This window comes from Luteococcus peritonei (assembly GCF_039526385.1).
Classification (GTDB): Bacteria; Actinomycetota; Actinomycetes; order Propionibacteriales; family Propionibacteriaceae; genus Luteococcus; species Luteococcus peritonei.
Map to the genome: position 1 here is coordinate 53,402 of NZ_BAAAIX010000020.1, position 10,572 is coordinate 63,973.

Below are 10,572 nucleotides of genomic sequence, written 5' to 3' on the forward strand. Positions count from 1 at the left end.
GGGGGTGGGCGTCTGCCCGGTCGGCCCGTCCACGACGGCAACGCCGACGCGGAGGGCACGGGGAAGGATCAGGCCTTGGCGACGGTGTAGTCGCCGGCCTCGGCGACGGCCTCGGTGATCTTGTCGAAGTCGATCTCGGCGTCGGAGGTGACGGCCATGGTGCCGCCCTCGAGCTGCACGTCGACGGCCTGGACGCCGTCGAGGGCGCTGACCTCCTCGGTGACGTGGTTGACGCAGTGGCCGCAGGTCATGCCGGTGACGGTGTAGTTGGTGATCATGGGAACTCCTCGGTTGATCGTGGTGTGGTGATGCGGTGGGATCAGCTCTTGACCAGCCGGGCGATCGCCTGGCTGGCCTCCTTGATCTTGGCCTCGCCCTCGGGACCGCCCTGCTGGGCGGCGTGCAGGACGCAGTGGTTGAGGTGCTCGTCGAGCAGCCCCAGGGCCACCGACTCGAGGGCACTGGTCATGGCCGAGATCTGCGTGAGGATGTCGATGCAGTACTTCTCCTCGTCGACCATCTTCTGCAGCCCGCGCGCCTGCCCCTCGATCCGCTTGAGGCGGTTCAGGTAGGCGTCCTTGTTGCCGATGTAGGCATGACTCGCGTGCTCCATGCGCTCTACAGTACCCCCCTTGGGTATGGATTCAAGTCCGGGGTACTACCCCTTGTCGTGAGGCTGTTGATCGTGCTGACCGGGCTGATCTTCGTTCCACAGCTGCCTGTGGACAGCAGCTGTTGACAACTCCCATAGCACCTTCTCCCGCATGGCTGTCAAACCGGCGCAGCCCGGCGGGGCAAGATGTTCACATCCGAACGGACAGGTTTCCAAAGTTCCGCCATCAAGTTCATCACCCCTTGCCAGATGCACTTATGACGCGACACATGGCGTGTCGCCCACAGTTCACCCGGCGTTCTCCACAGCCGGCCCTCGGCGTGTTCCACACTCATCCACCGGTTGTCCACATGGCCTGTGGAAAACTTCCGTCCCAAGGTTTGTCCACGCTCGGGTCGGTGGCTATCTTGGGCAGGCGAGAACTGTCGCTCGCGGGTCGTTGGACCCGTTGTCCCGGGCCATCCGGGGCCGAGCACGACAGGCCAGGAGGCTGTGATGGGTGAGGCACCGTACGGGGACGCCCCCCGCGAGCAGGGTGGTGGCGGGATCGACCGCACTCCCCCGCAGGACCTGGCTGCGGAGCAGAGCGTGCTGGGCGCCATGCTGATGAGCAAGGACGCCATCGCCGACGTGGTGGAGGTGCTCAAGGGGCGCGACTTCTACCGTCCCGCGCACGAGCTCATCTACGACGCGATCCTGGACCTCTACGGCCGCGGCGAGCCCGCCGACCCGGTGACGGTGGCCGACGAGCTGGGCAAGCGTGGTGACATCTCGAAGGTGGGCGGGCACGTCTACCTGGCCGATCTGCTGGCGAGCGTCTCGATCGCGGCGAATGCCGGCTACTACGCCGAGATCGTGCGCGACAAGGCGGTGCTGCGCCGGCTGGTGGAGGCGTCGATCAAGATCGCGCAGATGGGCTACCAGGGCCAGGGTGACGTGACCGACATCGTCGATGCCGCCCAGCAGGCCATCTACGAGGTGAGCGAGGGCAAGACCAGCGACGACTACAAGCCGTTGTCGATGCTGATCGAGCCGGCCATCGACGAGATCGAGTCGATCGCCAACCGTGGCGACCAGATGTCCGGTGTGCCGACCGGCTTCTCCGAGTTGGACGACCTGACCAATGGCCTGCACTCGGGGCAGATGATCATCATCGCCGCGCGTCCCGCCGTCGGAAAGTCGACGCTGGCGCTGGACTTCGCGCGTGCGGCGGCCATCCACCACAAGCTGACCACCGCCTTCTTCTCCCTCGAGATGAGCCAGACCGAGATCGTGATGCGTCTGCTCTCGGCCGAGGCCCAGGTGCCGCTGAACCACATCCGCGGCGGCAAGATGACCGAGGAGGACTGGAGCCGCGTGGTGCGCAAGACGCCGCAGGTGAGCGAGGCCCCCTTCTTCATCGACGACTCGCCGAACCTGACCATGATGGAGATCCGGGCCAAGGCCCGACGGCTGAAGCAGCGCCACGACCTCAAGCTGGTGATCATCGACTACATGCAGCTGATGAGCTCCGGCAAGAAGGTGGAGAGCCGCCAGCTGGAGGTCTCGGAATTCTCCCGCCAGATCAAGCTGCTGGCCAAGGAGCTGGAGATCCCGGTGATCGCGCTCTCCCAGCTGAACCGTGGCCCGGAGCAGCGCACCGACAAGAAGCCGATGCTTTCTGATCTTCGTGAGTCCGGGTCTCTGGAGCAGGACGCCGACATGGTGATCTTGCTCCACCGCGACGACGTCTACGACAAGGAGTCCTCCCGCGCCGGCGAGGCCGACCTGATCGTGGCCAAGCACCGAAACGGACGCACCGACACCATCGTCACCGCCTTCCAGGGCCACTACAGCCGCTTTGTCGACATGCAGCACTGAGGTGGGCGGCGGTGTCGAGATGCAGCGAAGATGTCGAGATGCAGCGAAGACTGAACACGAGCCCCAATATTCTGAATATGAAGTTTCTAAGAAAGATGCTGTAGCCCTTGCGGGCCGGCCAGGTGCTCGTCAGGATGACCGCCGCAGGCGTCAACCACGCCGACGAGCGCAGCCGCACGGGCGAGTTCAAGCTCCTGTTCAAGCCGAGCCTGCCCGCCGTGGCCGGCGGCGAGCTGTCCGGTGAGGTCACGGCCGTTGGCGAGGGGGTCACCGGCTTCGCCATCGGCGACGAGGTGATCGCCTACACCGGCGTGGTCCGGATGGGCGCCTTCGCGGAGTATGCCGTCATCGACGAGACCGCCCTCGCCCACGCTCCCCGGACGGTCCCGCTGGTGGAGGCTGCCGCACTGCCCGTCGTAGGACTCACCGCCTGGCAGGCGCTGGTCACCCTGGGTCAGGTGAAGCCCGGCCAGCGGGTGCTCATCCATGGCGGCTCTGGCGGCGTCGGATCGATCACGATCCAGCTCGCCAAGCACCTGGGAGCGGTCGTCGTCACCACCGTCTCGGGACGCAATGCCGATCTGGTCCGCGAGCTGGGGGCCGATGAGGTGATCGACTACCGCACCGAGGACTTCGTCGAGCGGCTCGCCGGCAACCCGGTCGACCTCGTCCTGGACACCCAGGGCGGCCAGACCACGACCCGCTCGCTCGAGGTGCTCCGTCCCGGCGGGCTCGTCGTCGGCATCGCCGGCACCCCCGACCCGGCCATGGCCGACCAGGCCGGCGCTCCCCTGCCCGTGAAGCTCGCCCTCACCGCACTCAGCGCCCGGCTCCGTCGCCGTGCCCGACGGCTCGGCGTCACCTACCGTTTCCTGTTCATCGAGCCGGACGGCGAGGCGCTCACCACCCTGGTCGGCCTCGTGGACCAGGGCGTCCTCAAGCCCGTCGTCGACCGGGTGCTGCCCTTCAGCGAGACCCTCGACGCCGTCCAGCAGGTCCTCGACGGTGGCACCCGCGGCAAGGTGCTGGTCTCCACCCGTCCGGCCGTCGCGCAGGAGCGTCCCTGACGGCGACCGGACCGGCCTTCGTGTGGGCGGCTTCCACGCCCGGCTGGGATGCCTGTGCACGACCGGCGCCCTGGCGTAGCGTGAGGAGCACGCGACATCGAGGAGCAGTCATGGACACCGTCACGCTCGGCCAGACCGACATCACGATCCCCCGCCTGTGCATCGGCGGAATGAGCTTCGGCAAGGTCTTCCCCGACTTCCACCAGTGGGTCATCGACCAGGAGGGCACCCAGGCGGTCATCGCCCGAGCGCTCGAGCTCGGCGTGAACTTCATCGACACCGCGAACACCTATGCCCGCGGCACCAGCGAGGAGTTCATCGGCGAGTCCCTGCGTCGCCTCGACGTGCCGCGCGAGGACGTCGTGCTGGCCTCCAAGGTCTACTTCAACGAGGGACACCTGTCGAAGGAGGCGATCCAGCGCGAGATCACCGGGACGCTGGAGCGGCTCGGCACCGAATACCTCGACCTCTACATCATCCATCGCTTCGACTACGAGACGCCGATGGAGGAGACGATGGAGGCCCTCCACGGCCTCGTCGCCGACGGCCGGGTGCGTGCGCTGGGCGCGTCGGCCATATACGGCTACCAGCTGCACAACCTGCAGGCGATCGCCGACGAGCACGGCTGGACCCGATTCGCAAGCCTGCAGAACCACTACAACCTGCTCTACCGCGAGGACGAGCGCGAGCTGATCCCGGTGGCGCGGCAGTACGGCATGGCGCTGACCCCGTACAGCCCGCTGGCCTCCGGACACCTCACCCGTCCCACCTGGGAGGCCGACACCGTGCGCGCCACCACCGACGACACGATGCGCCAGAAGTACGACCGCGGCCGCGAGATGGACATGCCCGTGGTCGAGCGGGTGGCGCAGGTCGCCAAGTCCCACGATGTCGCGATGGCCGACGTGGCGCTGGCCTGGCACTGGGCCCGCGGCGTCGAGGCGCCGATCGTCGGCTGCTCCAAGCCCTCGCGGGTGGACGAGGCCGTCCGCGCCCTGGACCTGCAGCTCAGCGAGGACGACCTGGCCCTGCTCGAGGAGCCCTATGTGGCCCACGAGCTCGTCGGTCTGGTGCCGCGCCCCGGTGACAAGGAGCTGGCCGGCAGCGTCACCAAGCGCCGCTAGGCGGAACTGGCAGCGACAGCCTGAGGCGCACGGTTCACCCCATGAGCGACGAGACCCCGCTGTGGAACATCAACATCCACTACGACCGTCTCCTGGCCGACCTTGCAGCGCCTGGAGACCTCGTCCTCCACGTCGGGTGCGGCGACGGGTTCCTCGCGGCCCGCCTGGCTGACAAGGGCTGCCGCGTGGTGGCACTGGACGCCGACAAGGGAGTGCTTGGCCGCGCCCGAGAGCGGTGGGCCGATCGCCCGATCGACTGGGTTCATGCCGACCTGCTCACCCATGGGCTTGAGCCGGGAACACCACGCCGAGCGGCTGCTCAACCGCGCCTGAGAGCCAAGGCCCGGAAGTCACCCGACCGACCACCGGGGTGAATGGCTACCATGCATGTGAAGGTTGGAGGGACATGATGCGGATCGGCGAACTGGCCAGGCGCACCGAGGTGGCGCCGCGCATGCTGCGCTACTACGAGGAGCAGGGGCTGATCAGCCCCGAGCGGCTGCCCAATGGCTACCGCGACTACGGCGACTACCTGGTAGAGCGGGTCATGAAGATCCGTGGCCTGCTGGAGGCCGGCATCCCCACCCGGATCATCGCGGACATGCTGCCCTGCCTGGACCAGAGCCAGGAGATCGTCGTCGCCGACGCCGATCCGCGACTGCGCGAGGTTCTGGTGCGCGAGCGCGAGGCCATCGCCCAGCGCATCCACGTGCTGCAGCAGAACCACAAAGCGCTCACCCGCTATGTCGAGGCGATGGACCGCGCGCCCTCACCCGACCTGGCCCGTTCCGCCTGATCCGCTGCACGCCCGACGGCGCCAGACTTGACATTCACACGGGTGTGAATGTTTCAGGATGGTCCTGTGGACGTCACCCGTCCCCACACGACCTCCTCGACATGAAAGGCGCGCCTGCCCATGAGCCAGTCGCCGATGCTCCTCGCCCTGACCTTCGGGAACGGCTTCGGTTCCCAGCCGCACGCCTGGCGCCACCCCGGCGTCGACCCGCGCAGCTTCGGTGACTACGAAACGATGGTGCGCCACGCCCGGAATGCCGAGCGGGCGCTGTTCGACTTCCTGTTCCTGCCCGACGCCCTGGGCATGGACGTCGACATCGCCGGCCAGCCCGTGATGTACACCCCCGAGCCGCTCCTCACGCTCGCGGCCGTCGCCCGTGGCACCGAGCGGATCGGCATGGCCACCACCGCCTCCACCACCTTCAGCGAGCCGTACAACCTGGCGCGCATGTTCAAGACGCTGGACCTGATGAGCCACGGCCGGATGGGCTGGAATGTCGTGCCGACGGCAGACCCCATCGGCGCAGCGAACTTCGGCACCAGTCCGCTGCCGCGCGCCGAGAAGTACGAGCGGCTGCACGAGGTGGTGCAGGTGGTCCAGGGGCTGTGGGGCAGCTGGGGCGAGGACGCCTTCATCGGTGACCAGTCCAGCGGTCGCTATGCCGACGCCGCGAAGGTGCAGCCGGTCAACCTGCAGGGGCGCCACGTCGCCTCACGCGGCCCGCTGCCGATCCCGCCGTCGGACCAGGGCCAGCCGGTCATCTTCCAGGCCGGCGGCGGTGACAACGGGCGTGAGGTGGCCGGCCGCTACGCCAACGGCGTCATCGGGGCGACCTTCACCATCGACGACGCCATCGCCCAGCGCACCGCCCTGCGCGAGGCCGCCGAACGCAACGGCCGCGACCCTGACGAGATCAAGTTCTTCGCGGGCGTCATGCCGGCCTTCGGTGACTCCGTCCGCGACGCCGTCGACCGGCGCCTGGAGCTGGGCCGCGACGTGCTGCCCACGCGGGTGCCCTACCTTGGCCAGATGCTGGGCCTGCGACTCGGACTGGACGACCTCGACCGACCGCTGTCCAGCAAGGAGCTCGACGCCGCACGGCCCAGCCCCGGCGACCCGCGCTCCGAGCACGCGCTGGCCGTCGCCCGCGAGGGGTGGACCCTGCGCGAGGTGCTCGCGCACGGGGTGATCGACTACCACCCGACGACGGTGGGACCCGTCTCGGTCACCGCCGATCACCTGCAGGAGTGGTTCGAGGCCGGGGCCGCCGACGGCTTCTGGCTCAGCGTCGACGTCCACGAGCGCGACCTCGACATCGTCGCCGACCAGCTGCGCCCCCTGCTGCTGGAGCGCGGCCTGGTGGAGGAGGCCTATCGCGGCACGACGCTGCGCGAGCACCTGGGCGTCCCCCGCCAGTACGGCCTCGACGAGCGCCTTCGCTGAGCGCCACCCATCACACAATCCGACCAGGACAGGAGCAGGACATGGAGCTCGGAATCATCGGCGCCGGAAGCATCGGCACGGCCATCGCGGAACTGGCCACGCGCGCCGGCATCGACGTGGCCATCGCGAACTCGCGCGGGCCGCACACACTCACCGACCAGGTGGCTCGCCTGGGATCGCGTGCGCGGGCGGTCCAGCTGGACGAGGCCGCCGGCGTCGGGGATGTCACGGTGCTGAGCGTCCCGTTGACCGCGGTGCCCACGATCGACGCCACGCTGCTGGCGGGGCGCACGGTGCTCGACACCAGCAACTACTACCCCTACCGCGACGGACGGATCGAACGCCTCGACTCCGGCGCGGAGACGACGGGCGCCCACGTGCAGTCCTTCCTGCCCGAAGCCCATGTGGCCAAGAGCTTCTCCAACATCCTCGCCCACCACATCGTCCCGCTCGCCCGTCCCCGTGGGGCGGCCGACCGCTCGGCACTGCCGGTGGCCGGCGACGAACAGCGGGCCCGCGAACAGGTGGCCGCGTTGGTGGATGCGCTCGGCTTCGACCCGGTCGACGTCGGCCCCATGTCCGAGGCCTGGCGCTTCGAGCCCGAGACGGTGGCCTACACCCCGCTCTACGCACGCCCCGGCTGGACCGATCTGCTCGCCTCCGAGCCGCACCCGGTGGACGCCGACACGCTCCGCCAGGCTCTGGCCGAAGCGGTCCGGGTGGATGTCGCAGCCCGCGCCTTCTGAGCGCGGCTGCACTGGGGATGGGCGGTGGCTACTTGCCCCAGCCCAGCGGATTGCGCAACGACTTCATCAGCTTCGGGCCGGCAGCCGCACCACCGGCACCGCCCACCGCCCCACCGAGAATGAAGCCGGTGAGCTTGTCATGGCAGGAGCGGCAGACCCGCTCACCGATGGGGCTGGCATAGCTCTTGCCCAGAATGGACCTGCGGCACTTCGCACACCGCATGACGACCTCCGTCCGCGCAGCCGACGGCTGCTGGATTTCAGTATGCGCCGCAGGTGATGGCTTGGGGCCTCCCATGCGCCAGCGGGTGCAAGGCTCTACCCGTTCGTCCAGGAGGGACGCGCAGATGCAGTCCAGCTGGTGCAGCGCGTCGCGTGGGCACGGCACCCGGCGTTCGCTGTGATGGTGCGCATGCTGCCTGAGCTGATGCCGAGACTGGAGGACGGCCACGTCACGCTGCGCGCCTTCGAGGACCGCGACGCCGACCTGGTGCAGTCGGTGGCCGACGATCCCCTGATCCCGCTCATCACCACCGTCCCCACCAGCGGAACCCACGACGATGCGCTGGCCTTCATCGAACGCCAGCAGCGCCGCCTCACCGAGGGGACCGGCTACTCCTTCGTGATCGCCGATGTCGCCAGCGACGAGGCGATCGGGCAGATCAGCCTGTGGCTCGCGAACATCGATCAGGGGCGCGCCAGCACGGGTTACTGGGTGGCGCCGCAGTTTCGTCGGCAGGGCCGGGTGCGGGCGGCCTTGGCGTTGCTGTCCGAATGGGCGATGTCGCTGCCGGAGGTCGAGCGGCTGGAGCTGTACGTGGAACCGTGGAACGAGGGCTCCTGGCGCGCGGCAGAGGCCTGTGGGTTCGTGCGCGAGGGCCTGCTCCGCTCCTGGCAACGTGTCGGCGACGAGCCGCAGGACATGTACGTCTACACCCGCGTGAGGCGCTCCTGAGCCCCGGCGACGGTGCGCAGAACACCAGCCCAATGGCCAGCAGAGACGGGGCGGGGCTCCGCTACCGTCGGCGCATGGAGATGCCACCCGTCGACCTCACCAGCCTGCCGCCCGGCACCCGCACCGATCTGGAGATCCTGCGGCTGGAGGGTGCGCGCCTGGAGCCGCGCGACGGGTGGATCGTGGTGCGCTCCCCCGAGCAAGCCGAGTACCACTGGGGCAACTTCATCCAGGTGACGACGGGCGACGTCGAGGACTCGGACGCCTGGCTGGCACGGTTCGCTGCCGAGTTCCCGGACGCTGGGTGGCTGACGATCGGACTGCCTCGCGCGCCGCGCGAGGGCCGGTGGCAGGAGCTGGGCCTGGAGCCGGAGCAGGACGACGTGCTCGCACTGCGAGGCCTGCCGCAGTCCCGGCCGGCGCCCCAGGGCTACCGCAGCCGACCGCTGGCCGGCGACGACTGGGCCCAGCTCATCGAGGTGGACCTACGAGAGCGGGCCGCCGACGTGGGCTCGGTGAGCGATTCCTATCTGCGCTTCGCCCATGACCTCTCACGCGCCCGGCAGCGGCTCGTCGCACAAGGAGACCTGGCATGGTTCGGGAGCTTCACCCCCGACGGCGCCCTGGTCGCCTCGCTCGGCGTCGCGGTGCTGGGTCAGGATCGGCGCCTGGCGCGCTACCAGTCGGTGGTGACCGCCCCGGAGCAGCGACGCCAGGGACTGGCCGGCTACCTGCTGGGGCAGGCCGCGCGGTGGGCCGCCGACCAGGGTGCCCAGGAGTTCGTGATCGTCACCGAGCTGACCAACCCTGCGGGCCGGCTCTATCGCAGCGTGGGTTTCACTCCTGCCCCGTCGAACGTGTCGGTCTATCGCCCGCCGGTGGAGTCAGGCTGGCCGTAGGCACCGCTGCATCTCGGCGACACCTCCATCCTATCGAGACTGGACCATCGTCCAGCGACGCTTCCGGCGGCGATCGAACCTGCTTGCCAGAGGCGTCTGACCGGCGGACGATCGTGGGCATGACGATCGACCCGCCACTGAAGCTGACCACCACGAGGCAGTTGTCTGGCTCCGCCCCGACGACCCGTCCCACGAGCTTCGAGTGCTGGTCGAGGAGGTCGACGGCCGCCTGCTGGCTGTGGCGCTGCGCGCCCGCAACACCCTGCATCCAGAGCTGGACTACCTGTAGTTCGCGGTGCTCGACGACGCGGCATCGGTCGAGCTGCTGCATGCCGTCGCCGCCCTGGCTCCCCGTGCAGCACTGATGCGCTCGATCCCGGGGACCGCCGCCCATGCCTTGGCGCTGGCAGCCGGGGCCACGGTCTTCGAGCGGATCCCGGCCGCCCGGATCGATCCCGCGCATCCCGAGGTGCGACGGTGGATCGACCAGCATGCTGAGCCGTCACGGGCGGCCAGCGATTACTCCATGACAGCCCTGGTGGACCTGTGGGTGCAGTGCTACGTCTCTTCGCACCAGCACTTCGGGCTCGTCGCGGACCTCGACCTGCTGCGCAGCAAGCTTGGCCACTTTGTCGAGAAGAACGTGGACGCCAACCTGACCCGTGTGGTCGAGATGGACGGGCGTCCAATCGCCGCGGCCTGCGTCTTCCGCGTGGGCGGGGCCCTGATGGGCCTGGTGGATGCACTGCACACCGATGACCCTGCAGCCCGGCTCCATGTCGCAACCGCGATGGCCGCCATGCTACGCAGCGTCCCCGCGGAGCCGATCGAGCTGGACGGGCACGCGTCTGGCGCCCACTACCCCGCCGTCCTCGCGACGATCCCGCACGTGACCGCTGGCGATCTCACCCCCATGGAGCTGCTTCGGCTCGAGCCGTGCCCCACCGAGACAAGTGGGGCGACAGTCCAACCCTGAAATCCGCGACGCCGATTCCCGTTTCGGCCGGTGGCTTCAGGGGGTCAGTGCAACACCGATGATGTCTTGGAGTGTTTCAGCTGGGGTGCGGTA

The 10,572-nt window shown here is 68.8% G+C and carries 13 protein-coding genes; 10 read left to right on the forward strand and 3 right to left on the reverse strand.

Going from position 1 to position 10,572, the window contains the following annotated elements; translation table 11 throughout:
- Window positions 1-68: 68 nt before the first annotated feature.
- Together ABD073_RS09005 and ABD073_RS09010 are read right to left on the reverse strand one after the other, a co-directional pair.
- Window positions 69-278, reverse strand: a complete 210-nt coding sequence (locus tag ABD073_RS09005) for a heavy-metal-associated domain-containing protein (protein ID WP_343873815.1) — start codon at window positions 276-278, stop codon at window positions 69-71.
- 41 nt (window positions 279-319) lie between these two features.
- Window positions 320-613, reverse strand: coding sequence for a metal-sensitive transcriptional regulator (locus tag ABD073_RS09010; protein ID WP_343873817.1), 294 nt, complete (start codon window positions 611-613; stop codon window positions 320-322).
- A gap of 495 nt (window positions 614-1,108) precedes the next feature.
- Between ABD073_RS09010 and dnaB the strand changes: the two genes are divergently transcribed.
- The 7 genes from dnaB (at window position 1,109) to ABD073_RS09045 (ending at window position 7,649) form a co-directional block, all read left to right on the forward strand.
- Window positions 1,109-2,473, forward strand: a complete 1,365-nt coding sequence (gene dnaB, locus ABD073_RS09015; RefSeq protein WP_343873818.1) for a replicative DNA helicase — start codon at window positions 1,109-1,111, stop codon at window positions 2,471-2,473.
- A gap of 122 nt (window positions 2,474-2,595) precedes the next feature.
- The gene (locus tag ABD073_RS09020; protein WP_343873821.1) at window positions 2,596-3,540 is read left to right on the forward strand and encodes an NADP-dependent oxidoreductase; all 945 of its coding nucleotides are present in this window, start codon (window positions 2,596-2,598) and stop codon (window positions 3,538-3,540) included.
- Window positions 3,541-3,650: 110 nt separating this feature from the next.
- Window positions 3,651-4,664 (forward strand): aldo/keto reductase, encoded by a 1,014-nt coding sequence (locus tag ABD073_RS09025; protein WP_343873823.1) that lies wholly within the window; start codon window positions 3,651-3,653, stop codon window positions 4,662-4,664.
- A 41-nt stretch (window positions 4,665-4,705) separates the two neighbouring features.
- Window positions 4,706-5,038, forward strand: a complete 333-nt coding sequence (locus ABD073_RS09030) for a class I SAM-dependent methyltransferase (RefSeq protein ID WP_343873825.1) — start codon at window positions 4,706-4,708, stop codon at window positions 5,036-5,038.
- Between the two features lie 32 nt (window positions 5,039-5,070).
- Window positions 5,071-5,460 carry a MerR family transcriptional regulator gene (locus tag ABD073_RS09035; protein ID WP_343873827.1) on the forward strand — a complete coding sequence of 130 codons (390 nt, stop codon included), beginning with the start codon at window positions 5,071-5,073 and terminating at the stop codon, window positions 5,458-5,460.
- A gap of 120 nt (window positions 5,461-5,580) precedes the next feature.
- Window positions 5,581-6,903 carry an NtaA/DmoA family FMN-dependent monooxygenase gene (locus tag ABD073_RS09040; RefSeq protein WP_343873830.1) on the forward strand — a complete coding sequence of 441 codons (1,323 nt, stop codon included), beginning with the start codon at window positions 5,581-5,583 and terminating at the stop codon, window positions 6,901-6,903.
- 41 nt (window positions 6,904-6,944) lie between these two features.
- Window positions 6,945-7,649 (forward strand): NADPH-dependent F420 reductase, encoded by a 705-nt coding sequence (locus tag ABD073_RS09045; RefSeq protein ID WP_343873833.1) that lies wholly within the window; start codon window positions 6,945-6,947, stop codon window positions 7,647-7,649.
- A gap of 28 nt (window positions 7,650-7,677) precedes the next feature.
- Here the strand turns inward: ABD073_RS09045 and ABD073_RS09050 are convergent, their stop codons facing one another.
- On the reverse strand, window positions 7,678-7,872 hold the full coding sequence (locus ABD073_RS09050; protein WP_343873836.1) for a hypothetical protein: 195 nt from the start codon (window positions 7,870-7,872) through the stop codon (window positions 7,678-7,680).
- A gap of 138 nt (window positions 7,873-8,010) precedes the next feature.
- Here ABD073_RS09050 and ABD073_RS09055 point away from each other — a divergent pair, with 138 nt between their 5' ends.
- The 3 genes from ABD073_RS09055 (at window position 8,011) to ABD073_RS09065 (ending at window position 10,479) form a co-directional block, all read left to right on the forward strand.
- Window positions 8,011-8,604, forward strand: a complete 594-nt coding sequence (locus ABD073_RS09055; RefSeq protein WP_343873838.1) for a GNAT family N-acetyltransferase — start codon at window positions 8,011-8,013, stop codon at window positions 8,602-8,604.
- 74 nt (window positions 8,605-8,678) lie between these two features.
- The gene (locus ABD073_RS09060; protein ID WP_343873840.1) at window positions 8,679-9,503 is read left to right on the forward strand and encodes a GNAT family N-acetyltransferase; all 825 of its coding nucleotides are present in this window, start codon (window positions 8,679-8,681) and stop codon (window positions 9,501-9,503) included.
- A gap of 295 nt (window positions 9,504-9,798) precedes the next feature.
- Window positions 9,799-10,479, forward strand: a complete 681-nt coding sequence (locus ABD073_RS09065) for a hypothetical protein (RefSeq protein ID WP_343873842.1) — start codon at window positions 9,799-9,801, stop codon at window positions 10,477-10,479.
- Window positions 10,480-10,572 lie beyond the last annotated feature (93 nt).